This is a genomic window from Undibacterium cyanobacteriorum, from assembly GCF_031326225.1.
In the GTDB taxonomy this organism is placed as follows: domain Bacteria; phylum Pseudomonadota; class Gammaproteobacteria; order Burkholderiales; family Burkholderiaceae_D; genus Undibacterium; species Undibacterium cyanobacteriorum.
Genome location: NZ_CP133720.1, coordinates 2795652 through 2815562 on the forward strand (window position 1 = coordinate 2795652; position 19911 = coordinate 2815562).

At 48.5% G+C, this 19911-nt stretch carries 17 protein-coding genes; 7 read left to right on the top strand and 10 right to left on the bottom strand.

Going from position 1 to position 19911, the window contains the following annotated elements:
• Positions 1–7 precede the first annotated feature (7 nt).
• The 4 genes from RF679_RS11840 to ltaE form a co-directional block, all read right to left on the bottom strand.
• Positions 8–634, bottom strand: coding sequence for a glutathione S-transferase family protein (locus RF679_RS11840; protein ID WP_309480836.1), 627 nt, complete (start codon positions 632–634; stop codon positions 8–10).
• 215 nt (positions 635–849) lie between these two features.
• A complete protein-coding gene (locus tag RF679_RS11845) occupies positions 850–1458 on the bottom strand; it encodes a chalcone isomerase family protein (protein WP_309480837.1) in 609 nt (202 codons plus the stop codon).
• A gap of 116 nt (positions 1459–1574) precedes the next feature.
• A complete protein-coding gene (locus RF679_RS11850; protein WP_309480838.1) occupies positions 1575–3299 on the bottom strand; it encodes a methyl-accepting chemotaxis protein in 1725 nt (574 codons plus the stop codon).
• A gap of 357 nt (positions 3300–3656) precedes the next feature.
• Positions 3657–4673, bottom strand: a complete 1017-nt coding sequence (gene ltaE / locus RF679_RS11855) for a low-specificity L-threonine aldolase (RefSeq protein WP_309480839.1) — start codon at positions 4671–4673, stop codon at positions 3657–3659.
• A gap of 410 nt (positions 4674–5083) precedes the next feature.
• Between ltaE and RF679_RS11860 the strand changes: the two genes are divergently transcribed.
• From RF679_RS11860 to RF679_RS11880, 5 genes are all read left to right on the top strand, one after another.
• Entirely contained in the window at positions 5084–6028 is a 945-nt protein-coding gene (locus RF679_RS11860; protein WP_309480840.1) for a 4-hydroxyproline epimerase, read from the top strand.
• Positions 6025–7173: an NAD(P)/FAD-dependent oxidoreductase gene (locus RF679_RS11865; RefSeq protein ID WP_309480841.1), complete on the top strand. Its 1149-nt coding sequence runs from the start codon at positions 6025–6027 to the stop codon at positions 7171–7173. Before RF679_RS11860 ends, RF679_RS11865 begins: the two co-directional genes overlap by 4 nt.
• Positions 7170–7424, top strand: coding sequence for a (2Fe-2S)-binding protein (locus RF679_RS11870; protein ID WP_309480842.1), 255 nt, complete (start codon positions 7170–7172; stop codon positions 7422–7424). Before RF679_RS11865 ends, RF679_RS11870 begins: the two co-directional genes overlap by 4 nt.
• Entirely contained in the window at positions 7421–8830 is a 1410-nt protein-coding gene (locus RF679_RS11875; RefSeq protein WP_309480843.1) for an FAD-dependent oxidoreductase, read from the top strand. Before RF679_RS11870 ends, RF679_RS11875 begins: the two co-directional genes overlap by 4 nt.
• Positions 8831–8992: 162 nt before the next feature.
• Positions 8993–9388: a YXWGXW repeat-containing protein gene (locus tag RF679_RS11880; RefSeq protein ID WP_309480844.1), complete on the top strand. Its 396-nt coding sequence runs from the start codon at positions 8993–8995 to the stop codon at positions 9386–9388.
• A gap of 19 nt (positions 9389–9407) precedes the next feature.
• Here RF679_RS11880 and RF679_RS11885 read toward each other — a convergent pair whose 3' ends face one another.
• Genes RF679_RS11885 through RF679_RS11895 form a run of 3 tightly spaced genes read right to left on the bottom strand, consistent with a single transcriptional unit; the run spans position 9408 to position 11404 of the window.
• On the bottom strand, positions 9408–9809 hold the full coding sequence (locus RF679_RS11885; protein ID WP_309480845.1) for a hypothetical protein: 402 nt from the start codon (positions 9807–9809) through the stop codon (positions 9408–9410).
• Positions 9810–9860: 51 nt separating this feature from the next.
• Positions 9861–10700 carry an alpha/beta hydrolase gene (locus tag RF679_RS11890; RefSeq protein ID WP_309480846.1) on the bottom strand — a complete coding sequence of 280 codons (840 nt, stop codon included), beginning with the start codon at positions 10698–10700 and terminating at the stop codon, positions 9861–9863.
• An 8-nt stretch (positions 10701–10708) separates the two neighbouring features.
• Positions 10709–11404, bottom strand: coding sequence for a hypothetical protein (locus tag RF679_RS11895; RefSeq protein WP_309480847.1), 696 nt, complete (start codon positions 11402–11404; stop codon positions 10709–10711).
• A gap of 470 nt (positions 11405–11874) precedes the next feature.
• Here RF679_RS11895 and RF679_RS11900 point away from each other — a divergent pair, with 470 nt between their 5' ends.
• Entirely contained in the window at positions 11875–12204 is a 330-nt protein-coding gene (locus RF679_RS11900) for an energy transducer TonB (RefSeq protein WP_309480848.1), read from the top strand.
• 102 nt (positions 12205–12306) lie between these two features.
• Here the strand turns inward: RF679_RS11900 and RF679_RS11905 are convergent, their stop codons facing one another.
• The 3 genes from RF679_RS11905 to RF679_RS11915 all read right to left on the bottom strand — a co-directional run bounded on the left by RF679_RS11905 (position 12307) and on the right by RF679_RS11915 (position 17999).
• Positions 12307–13716, bottom strand: a complete 1410-nt coding sequence (locus tag RF679_RS11905) for an amidohydrolase family protein (RefSeq protein ID WP_309480849.1) — start codon at positions 13714–13716, stop codon at positions 12307–12309.
• Positions 13716–16865 carry an amidohydrolase family protein gene (locus RF679_RS11910; RefSeq protein ID WP_309480850.1) on the bottom strand — a complete coding sequence of 1050 codons (3150 nt, stop codon included), beginning with the start codon at positions 16863–16865 and terminating at the stop codon, positions 13716–13718. Before RF679_RS11910 ends, RF679_RS11905 begins: the two co-directional genes overlap by 1 nt.
• Before the next feature lie 330 nt (positions 16866–17195).
• The gene (locus RF679_RS11915; RefSeq protein ID WP_309480851.1) at positions 17196–17999 is read right to left on the bottom strand and encodes an AraC family transcriptional regulator; all 804 of its coding nucleotides are present in this window, start codon (positions 17997–17999) and stop codon (positions 17196–17198) included.
• A 352-nt stretch (positions 18000–18351) separates the two neighbouring features.
• On the opposite strand from RF679_RS11915, the gene RF679_RS11920 reads away from it, so the two are divergent.
• Positions 18352–19776 (top strand): aldehyde dehydrogenase family protein, encoded by a 1425-nt coding sequence (locus RF679_RS11920; RefSeq protein ID WP_309480852.1) that lies wholly within the window; start codon positions 18352–18354, stop codon positions 19774–19776.
• Positions 19777–19911: the final 135 nt, after the last annotated feature.

The following is a 19911-nucleotide window of genomic DNA, read 5'->3' on the forward strand; positions in this document are numbered from 1 at the left end:
CTTTCGCTTAAGGAGTACCGTTCGCCCCGAACTGCAGGAAGGCCGGGCGTTCACATAGCAAATCAAAATAAGCATCCACATGTCTGAGCTGCGCATGCTCAATTGGCGTGCTACGCCAGCGATTAATCGAGAGGCCCAGCACCACATCTGCTAAGGTGAAATGTTTATCGGCCGCATAGGGGCCGCCGCGTTGCAAGTGCTGATCAAAAATCGTCATTAAGCGATTCCATTGAGTAGCACTATCCAACATTTTGTCTGGTGCTTGAAAGTGTGGATGTTGGCGGACCAGTCCCATAAAGACATAGCGCCATGCTGAATTAAGATCGCTGGCTTGCCAGTCCATCCACTTCTCTACCTGTGCCCGTGCCATCGGATCAATCGGTAACAGATCGAGTCTTTGGTAGCGCGCTGCCAGATAACGGCAAATCGTATTCGACTCCCACAAGGTTCCAAACTCATCGCGTAAGACAGGCACCATCGCGTTTGGATTCAGCGCCAAAAATTCTGGGCTCTGCGTTGAATTGGAGGTGCCAGATCCAAACTCAACATGTTCATAACTGATACCAATTTCAGCACACGTCCATAAAACTTTACGAACATTAATCGATGAGCTTTTTCCAAAGATCTGCAACACAAGCGCCTCCTTTTTCACTTTGCCGTAACCAGTATCGGCGAGGGCTCGAGTATAAACACAGATGAAGTTCTAACGTAGTCATAAAATCAAAATGCAGCATTTCCATGTAATGCACAATGCATAACGCATAATGCATTGTGTTTCGCCCAATAAAAAACGGACTCCTAAGAGTCCGTTTTGATCGCGACATTGACGGATGCCCTCCATCTTGATCCTTAGCCCTTATCACCCAACATTTTTTCTTTGAGTGTACTGTCGACCGCACGGTCGCCTAACCAAATTTTCAATACCGCATTGAAAAACAGTGGCTCCGCAATCGTTGCACCAATTTGCTTCCCGTTTAGAAAAGATTGCATGCCTGTTCCAGGGTTCCAATCCAGCATCAACACATCACCCTTTTTAAGGCTTGGAACCGATGCAAATAACTCACCAAACGAGACCGTTTGATTTACCAATTTAGATTTTTCAGCTTTATCTGAATTGTCGTTGAGTCCCTTCATGAAAGCTTCGCCGAAATCTTCAGAGCTAATTTCACGAAGCATTACAATCTGGACTCGCTTGGGACCAGTCAAGGCCAAGATATCTGCTGTCGTTGTCTTTTTGTCGGTCAAATATAAACCCGCAACATAGAGTTTAAAAAAGGCCGCTTTAACGCGCATTCCGGCGCCGTTGAGTTTGAGATCTTTACCACCGACTTTAGCGGTATCTTCAAATTTCACACCATTTACTTCAGTGCTTGCGAAGCTTTGCCCACAGGCCAAGATTAAACTGCAGCTAGCGATTAAATATTTAAGGCCTGTTGTAAGGCGGTTGGTCTGGCGCATATCAACTCCCGGTATAAAAAGTCTATCGTCAACATGCTTTCATTTTTGTGAGCAACTTGTCTCACGAAACAGAAAGCAACTTCATGCAAAACTGTCTTGCCATTACATCATACTTGTCAAAATTCTTCCATGTCGTCGTCGAGTTCTTGAGGGCGGCCTCTAGATGTGGCATCTCCACCACGTGCCAAAGCTGGTCTGTTACTCGTCACTCGTTGTGCTGGTCGTGCGTTGATTGCTGGACGCGCTTTCGGACTTGGCGCAGCACTCATGTTGGTCTGCGTCGGCAACGCATAGCCGTCTTTTAATTTGAAGATGCTGACGACCTGCGCCAAACTACTTGCTTGATTTTGCATTGCCTCAGCAGCCGCAGCGGCTTCTTCAACCAAGGCCGCATTTTGCTGCGTCACGCTATCCATTTGCGCAATGCTTTGATGAACACGTTCAATGCCGGAACTCTGCTCTTGGCTGGCCGAAGTAATTTCAGCCATGATATCGGTCACACGTTTAACGCTGGCGACCACTTCGTCCATGGTGACGCCAGCCTGTTCGACTAATTTACTACCTGCGGTGACTTCATCAACTGAGGCACCAATCAATGTTTTGATTTCTTTAGCAGCTGCTGCAGACCGTTGCGCTAAGCTACGTACTTCCGAGGCGACCACCGCGAATCCACGTCCTTGCTCACCTGCCCTCGCAGCTTCGACAGCAGCATTCAAGGCAAGGATATTGGTCTGAAATGCGATACCATCAATCACGCCAATGATGTCAACAATTTTGTTTGAAGAGGCATTGATCGACCCCATTGTGTGCACCACTTGCGATACCACTGTGCCGCCCTTTTCCGCCACTTCGGACGCCGACAAGGCAAGGCGATTTGCTTGCGCTGCATGTTCCGCATTTTGCTTCACTGTGTCAGTCAAATCACGCATCGAAGATGCAGTTTCCTGCAGTGAGTGCGCTTGCGCTTCGGTACGATTCGAGAGATCTAAATTGCCACTGGCGATTTCCATTGAAACCGAAGCGATATTGTCGGTACCAGCGCGAACTTCACCGACAATCTTCATCAAGCTATCGTTCATCTCACGCAGAGCTTGCATCATTTGACCAGTTTCGTCGTAGGTATTCACTTCGATGTCGCTACTCAAATCACCTTTCGCGACTCGTTTGGCAACTCGCACAGCATCAATCAAAGGACGAGTAATACTCTTAGTGGCAAGGAAAGCCACCACAATACTGATACCACCTGCGGCCAAAGCCAAAATCAGAATGAAACCGCTAGTTTGCGTAGCCACTGCCTCGGAGTCTTTACCGGCTTGCTCCATCTGGCTATTTTGTAGTTGAATAAAGTCGTCTAAGGCCGCGAAATATTTACTTTGAATCGGTCGGATTGAGAACAAAAATTTGAGCATCGCCTCGTCTTTTCGATCTTCATTAACGAGCGAAATAAACTTGGTTTGAAGAGGAATAAACTTGTCACGGATCGCCATAATGGCACCCAGTTGCTCGCGCGCTTTGGCATCGGTGATCGTCTTATTGAGACTCGCTAAAGCGGCTTCATTGCTACTATTCTCTTTGGCAATGTTCTCGAGCTCTTTTTTAATTTGGTCTGCATCGCTCATGATCAATACATTGAGCATGTTGCGCGACATTTCATTGAGCTGAGCTTTAATTTGATTTGCCACCACGGTCTTGGGATAACGATCCTTGACCATGGTAGAGACTTCTTTGCTAAGTCCGGTGATGCGGTAATACGAAAGTCCCGCAAGCAATACTAAAAGAGCGATAACAACACCGAAGCCAAGCGCCAAGCGTTGACCAATACGTATGTTTTGAAAGTTCATATCGTTTCCATCTGAAGAAAGACAAAAGCGCAATCAAACTACTTTGACGGGATTGAGAGACTTCATTCCGAATAGGTTCTCAATCACCTTACTGGTATTACTTGGGAGCTATTTTAGTTGCTTTCAGAAAACAATAAACCCTTTATTTTCGGTTCTTTCACAAAAAAGACACTATTTAACAATTTAGCCTAGAAGATTACTTCCAAAAATCGCAGGAATCTGAGAGAGATTCTCATTTCACTTCTGAGGATTGTTAGCTCGATTCCACTCTTGATCCTTATCGCTATCCCAGTCAAGGAGCTCAATTTTGCATTACAGCATTTACTGAGCATCAGTTAAGCGTTAGTTCGAAACTGGTTAGGCTCTAAAAAATTCATGCATCGTTTGTATCATGGTCGAAACCGAATCCGGATCTATATCAAGATGCGTGACTAAGCGAATTCGTTTTCCTGCTGAGATCAAAATACCTCGCTCACGTAGGTACGCCCCCAATGCTGTGCCACGTTCAGAACTTTCTAATTCGATATACAGCATATTGGTATGGGCGGTTTCTACCTTAATTGCGCTGATATTCTTCAAGCCCTTTTCCAGCGCAAGCGCATTCGCATGGTCTTCTGCCAAACGCTCAATATGGTGGTCGAGTGCGTATTCAATAGCGCCTGCCAACAAGCCAGCCTGTCGCATTCCACCGCCCACCATCTTGCGCCAGCGCTTGGCTTCATTGATAAAAGCACGACTACCACAAAGCACGCTACCGACCGGTGCGCCGAGTCCCTTCGAGCAGCAAATCGATACGGTATCAAACCGTGCAGTGATTGCACTCAGTGGTATTCCTTGAGCGACAGCAGCATTAAAGACGCGCGCCCCATCAAGATGCGTCGCCAGCTGGTGGCCTTTCGCCAGAGCGATTGCGGACGCCAAATACGTATTACTCAGAACTTTACCCAGATGAGTATTTTCAAGGCTTAATAAACGTGAGCGCGCAAAATGAATATCTTTTTGTTTAATAACCGCATCAATTGAAGCCAATGCCAAACTTCCATCGGCCTCAACTGCAACTGGTTGTGGAACGATACCACCCAAACTGGCGGCACCACCTGACTCATACAGATAAGTGTGATATTGCTGTCCGACGATGTACTCATCCCCACGCCCGCAATGCGTCAGCAAAGCAACCAGATTACTTTGTGTGCCGCTCGCAACCAAGAGTGCGGCTTCATGCCCTGCCATATCAGCCAGTTTCTCTTGTAGTCGATTAACACTCGGATCATCGCCATATACGTCATCACCAACTTCTGCCGCCATCATCGCGGCGCGCATCGCCGCACTAGGGCGAGTCACCGTGTCACTACGAAAATCAATTACTTTCTTCATGCATTTGCTTTCAAAGTATGGAGGGGCTTCAAATTAAATTGATCTTTATCGTTTTTCGAAAACTTGTTCGTCGATAAAAAGAATTGGGAAGTATTTCAGACAATCTTGAGTCTAGCAAATGAACCCGCGCTGAACTCATCTTGATTGCCATTAGAATACCAAGGTCGTCACAAGTTCCCTAGCAAACTAGCTCTGAAATGAACGAGCTCATTCTGTCCTCAAGCATGAGTGCATTCGACATTGATGCAATCGGCTTAGCAAGCAAGCTTTAATTTTCGCTACGACATCGCTTGTACTATGCCAAATTCTGCATCTTGAGCCCTTAATATTTGCAAGACAAGACCATTCGCGTTGGTTACACTTTCTGAGTCTATTCAATCAAGTACCCAGGCACAGCGAGGATCACTTACATGCAAAAAATTCATATTATCGACTCCCATACTGGCGGTGAGCCGACCCGCATTATCGTGTCAGGTGGGCCAGACTTAGGCCATGGCCCTCTCGCCGAAAGACTTCAGAGATTTCGCAGTGAGTTCGATCATTTTCGTAGTGCCGTCGTCTGCGAACCACGTGGATCTGATGTCTTAGTCGGCGCTTTGCTATGCGAACCGCATGACCCAAGTTGTAGTGCGGGCGTGATTTTCTTCAACAACGTTGGCTATCTCGGTATGTGTGGCCACGGCACGATTGGCTTAGTTGCCACCCTCGCTTACCAAGGCAAACTCGGCATTGGAAAACACAAAATCGATACACCAGTGGGCGCGGTCGAAGTCGAATTGCATCAAGATCAAAGCGTCAGCGTCCACAATGTTCCTGCATATCGTTCGCGGACAGGAGTCCGTGTCGAGGTCGAAGGACATGGGACAGTGACTGGTGATGTCGCCTGGGGTGGCAACTGGTTCTTCCTCGTCGCCGATCACGGTCAAGATATGCGTCTGGCCAATGTCGACGTTTTAACAAGCTTTAGTTGGCGTATTCGCGAAGCGCTAACCGAGGCTGGCATTACTGGAGATAACGGTGCCGAGATCGATCATATCGAACTCTTTGCACCACCGTCGGCCGAAGCAAATGACAGCCAGAACTTTGTCCTCTGCCCCGGCAAGGCCTATGACCGCTCGCCATGCGGCACCGGTACCAGTGCCAAACTTGCCTGCTTGGCGGCTGATGGCAAACTAGCTGAAGGCGAAGTGTGGCGGCAAGAAAGCATTATCGGCAGTGTGTTCGAAGCGAGTTTCACCCGTAGTGCCGATACCAACAAAATCCATCCTTGTATTCGAGGAAGCGCCTTCGTCAATGCTGAAGCTGACTTGATACTCAACCAAAACGATCCATTTGTTTGGGGTATTCGTGCATGAGCGCACATGTTGATATCGTTATTGTCGGTGGTGGTATCGTTGGATGTGCTTGCGCCGCCGCGTTGGCAAAGCATGGGCAACGAGTGGCAATCGTCGAACCGAGTACTATAGGTGGCGGCGCCACCGCCGCTGGCATGGGGCATCTGGTCGTTATGGACGACAATCCCGATGAATTGGCACTCACGCGCTTAAGCTTAGAACTTTGGCGTCAACTTGTCTCACAAAATGGTGGCGAGTTTCATCGTCATGAGTTCAGTCAGTGTGGCACGCTGTGGGTCGCCGCCGATCAAGAAGAAATGGATGTGGCAGTCCACAAATGCAGAGTTCTCAACGAACATGGTGTGAACGCTGAATTACTCACTGCCGAGCAAATGTATGAGCACGAGCCACAGTTACGTCCTGGTCTAGCTGGTGGTGTGCTGGTGAACGATGATGCGCTGGTTTATCCACCAAAAAGCGCTCAAATATTGTTGGAACAAGCCATGAACTTTGGCACGCAGTTGGTGCGCGACCGCGTCATCGGTCTTGAGGAGCATGGTGTGCGCTTACAATCAGGTGAAATTATTCGGGCTCGCGAAATCGTGATTGCCAATGGTATTGGAGCGCGTGACTTAGTTCCGGATCTCCCGTTGCGTTACAAAAAGGGGCATCTTTTAATTACCGATCGTTATCCACGTTTTATTCGTCACCAACTCGTTGAACTCGGCTACATCAAAAGTGCACATGCGGCAGATGGTGACTCGGTTGCATTCAACTTACAACCGCGCCCTACCGGACAAGTGTTTATCGGATCATCGCGCCAATTTGACGTGACGCATAAAGAAGTTGACCCCGCAATGCTAAAGAAAATGCTAGCACGCGCAATCGAGTACGTTCCTCAACTCGCACAACTCAAAGCGATTCGTAGCTGGACCGGCTTTCGCGCTGCCACACCTGATGGTATGCCGTATATTGGTCCACACCCCCGCTATAAAAACGTCTGGATGGCAACGGGCCATGAAGGACTTGGTATCACCACGTCCTTGGCTACGGCAGACCTCATCAAAGACGCCATTTGCGAACAAACCTCGGCGATTAGCATGCTCCCTTTTTTGCCGGCACGTATGTTCAATCCTGAAACGTCTATCGACCCAACACAATCATGAAACCGCAACTGAGTATTACCATCAACGGTCAAGCCTGTTCTGTTCCTCCTGGAATCAATGTCGCTGCAGCGCTGGCACTGCATGGAGTTGAAGTAACCCGAGTGGCGGTCAACGGATCTCCACGAGCACCACTTTGTGGCATGGGCATTTGCCAAGAATGTCGCGTCAATATCGATGGTCGACCACATCAACTCGCCTGCCAAACCCTGTGTATCGAAGGGATCCAAATCGTCACAGGAGATCACGCATGAACACGACGACTTTCCACACCGACCTATTGATTATTGGGGCAGGTCCAACCGGTTTAGCGGCAGCACAACTTGCGCTTGAACACGGTTATGAAGTCGATTTGGTCGACGATAATTTTCAGTCTGGTGGACAAATCTGGCGTGGTGGTGCGCAGACTCAACACGATAAACGAGCGCAACTGCTCGCCAAGATGTTGGCACAATCAAGTCGCTTGCGTTGTCACTTTCAAAGTAAAGTCGTCCATCTGAACGGTTCGATCAATCAGTTCTCAGCAGTGCTCGATCATGTACAAAACACGACTTCGACCTCGAGCCGGATCATGGCCAAGCGCGTCATTATCGCGACTGGAGCCCGCGAACTTTTATTGCCCTTCCCCGGCTGGACTTTGCCCGGTGTGACTGGCGCAGGCGGCCTACAAGCATTAGCAAAATCTGGCTACCCAGTGAAAGGTAAGCGCGTCGTGGTCGCCGGCACAGGCCCCCTCCTCTTAGCCGTTGCCGCAAGTTTAGTCGAGCGGGGCGCCATCGTAACGCATATCGTGGAACAAACTTCGTTCAGCAAACTAAAACGGTTTGCCTTCAAACTCTTCGCTACCCCCAGCAAATTGTGGCAGGCATTGGGTCTAGCTTGGAAGCTCCGCCAACAGCAATACTGGAGTACCGCTTTTGTGCTCGAAGCGCTCGGTGGCAAACGACTCGAACGCGTCGTCATCCAGCACGCTGGTGAGCGCAAAACAATTGAATGTGATTTCCTCGCATGTGGCTTTGGTTTGGTTCCGAACCTCGAACTTGCCGCGGGAATCGGCTGCAAGTTCGACACCACCAAGCTACCGGAGGAATCTTTCATGCGATCTCCGCTTACACTCAGTCCAAGGTTAGAATCAAGCATCGCAGGCGTATTTTGCGCAGGCGAGACCACCGGCGTTGGTGGCGTAGATCTCGCATTAGTTGAGGGCCGCTTAGCCGCGAGTTCAGCCGTGTTAAGCTTAAAGCAAGCACAAACAGATAACACTGCACCGAACGAAACGGAAGCACAGCAACAATTGGCAAACACGATTGTCGAGGCCAAAGCAGATCGCAACAAATGGCAAACATTCGCCAGCAATTTGGAATCTACTTTCGCACTACGAGAAGAGCTCACGCAACTCTGCCGCGACGACACCATTGTCTGTCGCTGCGAAGATGTCCGTTTTCAAGAACTGAAGATACACCCAGATTGGCGCAGCGCAAAACTCCATACTCGCTGTGGCATGGGGCCTTGCCAAGGGCGCGTTTGTGGCACCGCTAATCGTCTTTTGTTTGGATGGGAACGTGATTTGGGAAGAATGCCACTCAGTGCCAGCCCTATTGAAAGCCTTCTTGCGATTGTGGAAAGCAAGGAAGTGACATCGAACCAAGAAATCACGTGACCTGGATAATGTTTTGTTGGTACCAATCAAATTCTTCGTTTGATTTGACAACCAAATCCTGCAAACAATCGTTACAACTTCTTACAGCAAACTGGTGCTCATTTCACTAAGATGCTGACAATTGGGAGGGGATATCCCAACGCAATGCAAAAGGAGTTTGTTATGAGTATCGCTATTTCAAAAGTTCTTGTAAGTAGCTTCGTGGTCGGTAGTGGTTTGCTGTTAAATGCCTGTACCGTGATGACGCCAGCACCAGTTTACTACCGAGGAAACACACAATATCCGCCGCCGGCAAACTACCCAGCAGGTAGTGAAGTCAACGTGCAGGCGGTACAAACCGAAACCGCCCCACCACCACCGATGCAAGAAGTGATCACAGTCGCTCCTGCCCCAGGATATTTGTGGGTTAATGGCTTTTGGTACTGGGAAGGTGGCCGTCATGTCTGGCGCGCCGGTTATTGGGCTCCACCACGGGTTGGCTTTACTTGGTTCCCACACCGTTGGGAACGCGTTGGCGTGCACTGGCACTTCCGCCCTGGTCACTGGCGCCATCGTTAGTCTACCTTCTATTTGCGCGTCAACCCAGTTGTTGACGCGCCCAACTTATTGCATCGTCTCGATTATCAAAAATCTGCCCGAGCTGAATCTTTTCATACTGATGGCGAATGATGTCCCGCCCATCGACATTCGACCCTGCAACGATGCAATGCCCGACACAAGACAAATGCTGATTCGCATACTCGACAGCCTGGGCGATGCGCTCTAGTGCATCGGGTGGACATAAAATGGAATCGTAGACTTCCGTTACTGCAACATAGGGATAATCTGCTCGAAATTGCTGTGCGAGCTGTAAGGCTTGATGGGCCCAAAATTGAACTAACTCTCGATTCCACGGGCCCGTTACTTCGGTCAAAAGAATTTGACCTTCGACCCTGACTGAAAATTTTCCATGCGGTCTAAATACCGAAGCTTGCAACATAAAGAATAAATTTTTCTTTGAGGTAAATTAATTTCGACGATAAATACTTGGCTACCGCGCCCCGAACCGACGCAAGGCTTCTAGGTATCCTGGTTGGTTCGAAATACTGTTATGCCACGCTTGTTTGATGACAATCAGTTCAACCGCCTGTGCAGCATTGAACTCTTGCTTCAACTTCACACTACCCGCCAATGGTGTTAATTGATCCCACTCCGCCACAAGCATCAAGACATTCGCTTTGACCATCGGTGCGTAATGGTAAGACTCAAATTTGTCCCGCAATAAAAGTCGCACAGGCAAGTACGGATATTGATCTTGGGCGACCTTCTCAAGACTATAAAACGGTGTCACTAGAATCAACTGTGGCACAGGCCTTTGACTCGCCACATAGGTCGCAACCCCACTCCCAAGACTGCGCCCCATTACCATGACCGTTTGATATTCTCGCTTCAATTGATCATACAGGGCTAAACCATCTGCAAACAAATATTTCTGGCTTGCCTGGCCTGTGCTTCCACCATAAGAACGATAATGCATCGCGTGAATTGAAACTCGCGGAAAGGCTTTCGCCAGCAAAGGAAGGGACAAACTCACATCCTCGGCATTTCCGCCGAAGTAAAGCAAGGCCATCGATCTCTGCGTTGTCGTTTGTTCTACCGACATTTGTTCTGATGCCAAGCCTGACGCAACTGGTCGCTCGCCTTCTGAGGCTTGATACGCAACAACGATGTCCTCATCATTCAAACGAACGGTCACCGCATTCTTATCATTTTTGTGGGATGTTTTAATTGGATAGTAAATCAAACTATCTTGCACGATATACATTGCAAGGCATAAGCCGCCGTAGACGAGCAACAAAAAAAATGTAAATCGTAGAAGAAATCGGCTCATATTCAGTTCTATTCACCAATCTCAATACCGAGGTCCTGCGGCTTCAAACCGACAGCGGGCTCGCAGGTATCCATCACAGCCATTACTGCCGTCGCACATACAAAAACATGCTGAGGTCCCGCCACCGAGGCTTGTGGCTCACGAAACACATACACTTCTCCGTCGGCGGTCCCCTTCTTATCGTCAAAGATGCGCTCCAACAGAACCATCGGGAACCGACCTTCACTGCGAGCCGAAATTTTACGCAAAATTTTCTCAGTGTGGCTATAGTCGACTTCACGCGTCTTATACTGACGCGTTGCATGCAGCATCAAGTAGGTTGGTTCGTGTCGCAAGCCAGGTAACATGGTGCGAGTTTCGCCGAGTAGAAATGAACTCGCACACGCCGAGGCACAAGCACCACGCACCTCGGTATCGAAGTGATATCGATTGATCAAACTTTCAACCAGTTCAATGATGACACCTGCTGATGCGCTGGCACCCGGCGAATGTCTAAATTGAATAACATTGAATTGCTGAGGATTTGCATTAATCAAACTCTGTAATTCAGACAGGCTTGCCAGGGTCAACTCGCCACGCCATATAAGGCGCGTATGATCACCAACTATTTTTTTGGGGACGAGCACCAAAATTGCCACCACGAGCAACAACACCAGTGGCTCGCCTAGGCCCTTGAGACGTCGAATGATGGACTTTTTTAGCACAAGAAAAATTGAGATGCGAATGATTTAACATTATCTCAGCGAACTAGGAACTTGCGTATTTACTGAACTCAAAAAGTTCGCAAAAATGTAAAACTTCGTGACGAAGTGAATTTTTTATCGTCCTCAGCACAAAAAAAACCACAAATTATTCAAACGACGACCAAGCACCGATTCTGTGCAAATCGTCACCATTGAGAATCCGCGTCAATTTTTCTTACTTTTGCAGGGCCCTAAACTGCACTGATTTTGTGCCAAATGCAGACCTCCATAACAAGCCTTCGCACCAAATCAGAACATGAAAGTAGATATAGTTTGAGGTGATGACTTGTATGCGAAAACGCAATTTCAAAATCTAGGATCGTCTCCGTATAGTGACACCAACGGCACAGCAATTGACACAATCAATCGCTACTTTCCCTGAACGAAAACGCCGACCACAGTTTTCGTTATTTGTTATTTTTGGAGGTCTTATGAACACATTCGCTCGTTTCTCTCTCGCTTTCACAACGCTAAGCTTAGCTGCCAGTTTTCACGCGCAAGCTGCTGAAATCGTTAATCCATTTACGACCAATGCGTGCTCTGCACCTTCATATAACGAGCAACTTCTACGTGAAGATGTGAGCGGTGCAGTGAAGCTTCGTTTTGCGACCGACGTACGCGGCAAGGTCGTCGATGCTCGTATCGAACAATCGAGCGGCAACCGCGAACTCGACAATGCATCTATCAACGCGCTCAAGAGCTGCAAGTTCGAATCTAAGATCGATTCAAAAGTGATCGTTTTCAATTGGAAAATTGTCTAAAACGATCGCTGCAAAATTCCTTCAACAAGCACTATATTGCAGATAAAAAAATACCCGCCGAGGCGGGTATTTTCTTGCGTGAGCAACATGCTCATCAACCACCTATTCCACCATACCTTTTTTCTGCAAATACCTTTGCTGATATTTTTCGGTGAGACGAGACTGCTTGGTGCTTAAATCCACTGGGCGCCCTTGAATAAATACTTGCTCAATCTTAGTCATGGTTTCCATAGGATTACCGTCACTGACAAACAAATTCGCAAACTTACCGACTTCGATCGAGCCCAACTTATCCGCAACTCCTAGGATCTGTGCTGGATACAAAGTCACTGCCTTAAGTGCCTCATTGGGATCTAAACCAAAACTGACAGCAACCGCTGCTTCATATGGTAGATTTCTCTCGTTATGGGCATCATCATCAGCACCACCACGAGCGATACAGAAACGCACTCCTGCTTGCGATAGCTTGCTCGCCAAACGATAAGCTTCATCGTACTCCGCCCCGCGCCGCTGCGGCAACTTATGGATACCTGTGATCACCACTGGAACTTCGCGAGCACGAAGCGTATCGGCAAATAAAGGCGTATCCATACCACCGACAATAACCAATTTTAATTGATAGCGTTGCGCGAAATTCAGCGCATAACGAATCTGCGCTGCGTCTTGTGCATGCATGAAAACGGGGCGCTTCCCAGCTAACACTGGCAACATTGCTTCCCAACGAACATCGATCTGTGTGCCATCTTTATTGGCGCGAGCATCACGATAGGCGATTGCGGAATCAAAGGCATCCTCGAGCATCTTTACACGCTGCATACTCGATTTGCGCATTTCTTCTAGGCGCGAATCCAAAGGCGCGGGAAAGAGCTCGGGATTAAAACGCATAAAAGGCACGCTGATGTGCAAGCCAACTTCTGCTTGCACGGTCATGTCTTCCCAAGTCCAACCATCCAGTTGCACTAGCGAAGATGTACCATTAATCATCCCCGCAGGGCCTGCGCTGGGCACACTGAGCGCCGCCAACACACCATTCACACGAGTGACCGGAATCAATTCACTGTCTGGGTTCACGGCCACAATCGCACGTGCATTTGGATTAATTGCACCAGCCTCTGCAAAATCTGCAGTGGCACGTACTGACTGTACCTCAGCCAAACCAATCACCGTGTTCGCAGCAATCATGCCCGGATAAATATGTTTGCCCGCCACATCAACGACTTTAGCATTGGCTGGAATATTGACCGTACTGCCGATCGCAGTGATACGCCCCTTTTCAATCAGAATTTGCCCATTCGGGATCTCACCTTGGCTCACAGTATGAATCGTTGCGCCCTTCAAAACCAAAGGCACTTTTTGGGCTGGTGCTGGTACATTTTCCGATGCAAATGCGCTCGCGCTCAGTACCATCCCAGTAAAGGCTGCTAATGCTGCTAAGGTCGCTGTCGACATGCGCGCCATAGCAAGTTTACTTGGTGATGTGGCACTTGCTGTCATAGAAATCATCTTCTTCATTATTCGTTCTCCGTACATTCGTGCTCTTCTTCGCCAGCCCAATAAGCAGTACGATGTTTACTCATCATATGCAGCCATTGTTTGAGCTCCAAATAGGCCAAATTGGCTGCCAACATTTCCGCTGGTGTTTTGGGAGCGACGACTTTATCAGCATCGTTAGGTTTTGCAGAAGAAACTGGGCTTGGATTGCGGCTCGCCACGACCTTTGCGGCAATCCGAGTACGCTCCGCTTTCGCCTCATCACGCGCAAGCTGATCGGCACCGCGATCAAAGTATTTGCGGCCCTCAATCCAAGTTTGCTCGGCATGACTGAAGGTCGACAATGGGCTAGTATTCCAAATCACAAAGTCAGCATCTTTGCCCACTTCCAATGATCCCGTGCGCTGATCGATTTTCAATTGCTTCGCTGGATTCAAGGTCACAAACTTCAGCGCCTCAGTGTCCGACAAACCACCGTATTTGACCGCTTTAGCAGCCTCGGTATTGAGATGTCGCGCCAACTCATCACTATCAGAATTAAAACTCGTTACCACGCCCGCGTTATGCATCAGCGCGCCATTAAATGGAACAGAATCTGAGACCTCCATTTTGTAGCCCCACCAGTCTGAGAATGTCGACCCACCTGCGCCCAAGCTAGCGATCACGTCAGCGACCTTATAACCTTCCATAACGTGCTGGAAAGTGCCAACCAAAAGATTAAATTCTTGAGCAACACGAGCGAACATTAAGATCTCATCTTGACGATAAGAGTGGATATGAATCATGCGCTTTCGGTCAAGCAATTCAACCAAAGTATCCATCTGCAAATCACGACGCGGCTCGAGCATACTCGATGGCGATTTTTTCCAAGCTTCGCGCTCCTCTTTGTAGGCACGCGCTGCCAAGAAAGCGCTACGCAAGATTTGCTCTACGCCCATCCGCGTTTGCGGATAACGACCAGTGGATTCGTTGCCCCAGTTCGCCTGCTTCACATTTTCCCCAAGCGCGAATTTAATGCCAGGAAAAGCGCCATCTAATTTCAAACCTTCTGCATCAGCACCCCAGCGCAATTTAATCACTTGATTTTGTCCGCCAATCGTATTCGCCGAGCCGTGCAAGACATTCGCTGTGGTCACGCCGCCGGCTAACTGACGATAAATATTGATGCTGGAGGCGTCGATAATGTCCCCGACACGAACTTCCGCTGTAATGGAACTGGTTGCCTCATTGATCCCTTGCATCATCGCGGTATGAGAGTGTGCGTCAACAATACCTGGTGACACATGCTTACCTGTGGCATCTATCACCAAGGCATTGGCGGGCACTTTTAAGTCCTTGCCAATCGCGGCGATTTTACCGTCCACCACTAACATATCGCTTTGCTCTAACTTACCTGCTTTCGCACTGGTCCAGATTGTCGCGTTCTTAACCAAGATTGCAGATGGTTTTGCCGGTGTCGCCATTGCGTATGGACCTGCTGGATAATTGCCGCTCCATGCGACCGGCATATTTTCTGCCTTTGCTGGTGTTGTATCAGTCGACGCAGCTTTGCTTCTGGTCGCAGTCCACTGCCATACTTTCGCTTGTGGATCTTGGATCGTGCCATTCAAATGATCGCCACGTCCATCTGCCACAACAATATAACTTCCCGTTTTGTCACTGAATTTCGCCAACAACTGACTATCTTTTAAACTCAGTTCGACGTTCGCACCATCGACCTTCAAGCTAGGCTTAGCAGAACTTCCTTCGATCACCCATGTACTAGTTTTCCCGCCACTCGTGACGGTCCAAGTACCGCGTAATTCAAAACGATTGTAATTCTCAGTCGTCAGTGGTTTGCCTTCGACAAAATTGATCTCGATATTGGCTTTGTCATCACTGAACAAATCGCCAGATGCCACCACCAAATTGGCCAACTGTCCCGGTGCAATCGTGCCGAGGCGCTTTTGCTCACCAATCAATTTTGCGGGCACGGTCGTCAAACTCGCCAAAGCCTGATCAATGCTTAGGCCGCGACGAATCGCTTGACGCAAGCGATTCCAAAAGTCTTTCTTTGGATCTTTTAACCCTGCTGGTGTTACGGCAAATTCAATCCCTGCCTTTTCAATGTAAGCCAGATTTGAAGGTGCCTGTTCCCAATGCTGCAGCGACTCCAGCGCCGTATCCAGCACCATGTCAGGATGTTCAACTTCAGGTGCATTAGGGAATGCAAGCGGCACGATCACCGGCATACCGGTCGCCTTTAATTGATTGGCGCGACGATATTCGAAGCCGTTACCTTGCAAAATCACTTTGAGACCAAATTCGTCACGAATCTTTGCGACCCGTTGGTAGGCTTGTTCATTATCCGTGGCGTAAATAATCGACTGGCGCCCGGCTAAAACTGGTTTGAGTGCCTCAAGCGAATCATTAATTTGGGGGCGCTCAATTTTGAGCTTGCTCTCACCCGCACGTTGGTACCACTGAGCATCATAGAAAGTCTGACGCACTTGCGCGATCACGCCCATCAATGAACCTGGATAACCACGCCCACCTGATTCAAGTTCATTCGCCATGTGTTGTGCAACACGCGTCGACAGAACCATATTTTTCGGATTATCTGTCGAATTCAAACTCAATAATGCACTTTGGCCACGGAAAATCCCTGCAGCAGGCGTCGCTAAGACGGTCGTAAAGCCGAGCTCTCTGTAGAGTTTGACTTCATCCGCTTTCACTTCAATGAGTTTAGAAACGTCTTGCTCTGGATGGATACGCGGATTGTCTGCAGCAATTGAGCGTCCGCTAAATACGCGAGGTGCACTCGGGCGTCCAGGCGCAGCGGGTGCACTAGCGGCAAGAGACGATGGCACACCGATGGCACTCACCATATCAATGAAGCCAGGATAGATGGTACGCCCATCCAGCTTCCATACTCTTGCGCCCGCTGGGATCGGGCCATTGGGCGTGACAGACACAATTACGCCTTCGCGCAAAACGACAGTGCCGTTCTCAACCACTTTGCCAGGCGCTGTGACGACGCGCGCGCCCGTCAAAGCATGCCAACTCGGATTATTTTCACGTAGTCCTTCGACTCGTGAAGTACTTGTTTGCGCCTGTGCGCTGAGCGATACCATCGATACGGTACCAAGCACAAGGGTAGCAAGCGGCATTAAGCGCCATGGTCCTTGCATATACTCTCCTAGGATTAATTTTTATAATAGGTAGAAACCCATCAATTTTCTATTTAAGCCACACTTCAACTTCAAGCTGCTTTGCGTCACCGAGCTTTTCGCTCACTGAAACATAAAGCACCGACCTCTGACTGCCGATCTAGGAAAAAATTCCCGTTTGATCGCAAAAAGAATGAAAGTTCGTTGCTTTTCGCTAGCACTATCAACTGGCCCGTGAGCGATCAGCTTATCGCTTACTTACGCACAAAAAAAACCCGGCACAAAGTCCGGGCGTGAAGAAACCAATTTGCAAATAAAAATATCTTATTCGTGATGCATGAATATCACTAGCTAGTGTGCGCGGGACTGCCTACGCAATAGAACTTCCCGATACTCACTTGGCGTCACACCAACCGTCGCTTTAAACATACGAGTAAAAGCACTGTGATCTTGATAGCCACAAGACATAGCAATATCCGTAATGCTACGACTATGATCTTCTAGTAAGTTTGTCGCGGCATCAAGTTTGACCTTAGTCATGAACTGACGCGGCGTTAATGAAAAGATCTTTTGAAAATAACGTTCGATTTGTGCGACTGAAAGACCGGTAATTTTCTCCAACTCAGCCATATGCACATTCTCAGCATAATGGGTATGGATATGTCGCACCGCAGCTGCAATCCGGTGATAAACCGGATGTCGCTGATCCGGCATACCAAGATCACGCGAAGTACCCGTCAGACCGATGATGCGCTGTTGAGCGTCACGCAATGGGATTTTATTGGTCAAGCACCATCCAGGATCTCGATCCGGGTACAAGTGCAACTCGAGTTGATCGCGCACCTCTTGACCAGCACTCAAGACCAACTGGTCTTGTTGCTCGAAGGTTGCAGCTAGGCTCGCTGGAAATACTTCTCCCACAGTCCGACCGACCAATTCATACTTATCTTTGAAACCACAACGGTTAACCAAAGTTTGGTTAACGACGACGTAACGACCGTCAAGATCCTTCACAAAAAACACCACATCAGGCATGGCGTCAAACAAAGGTTCCGCGAAAAAGACGTTATCGATGGCTCCCGCCAAATGCAAACGCGTCGACCCTGCCGTGTCAGTGGTCTCATTGATCTTCGCGCTAAAAATCATGTCTAGCATCTCTAACTTATTTCTTGTGGTTAATCATTTTGCAACTATATTACCTGAATTCGCCCATTTTTCAAATCGCATCATTAAGAAAATTTAAATGTGTGGTTTTTTCAGTGGGCTCAAAAAGAACCATACAAAATATGTTTTTAACATTAACTTTTTTTACACTTTTCTCCAAAGCATCAGTACTTATACAAACCCCCTCTTTGGAATATATTGCCAATATATTTAAATCGCTCTACACTACTCGCCCATCCATTGTTTGAATTAATTTTTCTATTCGCCGCTTATTTGAGCTTTGCGAAACTGGGATCAATCGAACTCTGCTAAGCTCCAACAAAACTATTTTCGAGGTTATTTAATGAGCATTTTCAAGCACTTTATCAACGGTGAATGGCACGCTTCTTCGCAAACTCGTCCGAACCACAATCCCTCACAGCCAAATCAAGTGGTTGGTGAATATGCTGAAGCAAGTGCAGACGACGTCGCTTTGGCAGTACAAGCTGCACGCCAAGCCGCAACAGTTTGGGGACGTTCAACGCCACAACAACGTTTTGATGTACTTGACTTTATTGGTAGCGAAATTCTCGCGCGCAAACAAGAACTCGGTCACCTATTGGCCAGTGAAGAAGGTAAAGTTTTGCCAGAAGCGATCGGTGAAGTCTCGCGTGCTGGTTTCATCTTTAAGTATTTTGCTGGTGAAGCATTACGTATGGGTGGCCAGGCCTTGGCCTCAGTGCGTCCTAACATGGAAGTTCTCACTTCGCGTGAAGCGGTGGGCGTGGTCGGCCTGATTACACCGTGGAATTTTCCGATCGCTATTCCAGCTTGGAAAGCAGCTCCTGCCCTCGCTTGCGGGAATAGTGTCATTCTCAAACCGTCTGAACTCACGCCTGGCTGTGCATGGGCTTTGGCCGAAATTATTTCGCGCTCGGGGTTACCTAAGGGCGCTTTTAATTTGGTGATGGGCGATGGCGTCGCTGGCCGCGCCATGGTGGAAGATCCGCATGTCGATGCGATCAGTTTTACCGGATCGGTGCAAACTGGTAAGCTGATTGCGCAACATTGCGCATTGCATATGAAGAAGTATCAACTCGAAATGGGCGGAAAGAATCCTCTCGTCATTCTGGATGATGCAGATCTCAATATCGCGGTCGAATGTGCCGTCAACGGCGCCTTCTTTTCAACCGGACAGCGCTGCACAGCTTCCAGCCGCACTATCGTTACCGAGGGAATTTATCAACGTTTTGCAGAAGCAATGCTGGAACGCACGCGCAAACTCAAAGTTGGCGATGCAGTTGCCCCCAATACCCAAATTGGTCCGGTAGTCGATCAACGCCAACTCGATAAAAACCTGCGTTATGTGGCGATCGGCACCGAGGAAGGTGGCCAACTTCTCTGTGGTGGTGAACGTCTAGCTGGTGATGGCTTTTTCTTTAGTCCCGCCATCATCGAAAATCACAATCCACAAGCGCGTCTGAATCAAGAAGAAGTATTTGGCCCGGTCAGCACACTCATTCGTGTCAAAGATTTTGACGAAGCGATCGCCGTTGCCAACGCCACTCCATACGGACTCTCAGGCGGCATTTGTACCAGCTCATTGAAGTATGCTACTCAATTTAGAAAAGACATGCAGGCCGGAATGGTGATGGTGAACGCACCGACGGCCGGGGTTGATTACCATGTACCGTTCGGTGGCAGCAAGGCATCGAGTTTCGGTCCACGTGAACAAGGAAACATGGCGGTCGAGTTCTACACCAAAGTCAAAACGCACTACATCGCCTAATTAGCACCCTGGTTGAAGACCTCCTAAACGCTCAAGCTTTTCAGATAGTCTTCTAAAGCCGACAAGTTTTTGAAGTAAAGCGCGACCGTGTTATCAAAAACCAAAGCGACAGATGAAAATCTGTCGCTTTTTTTG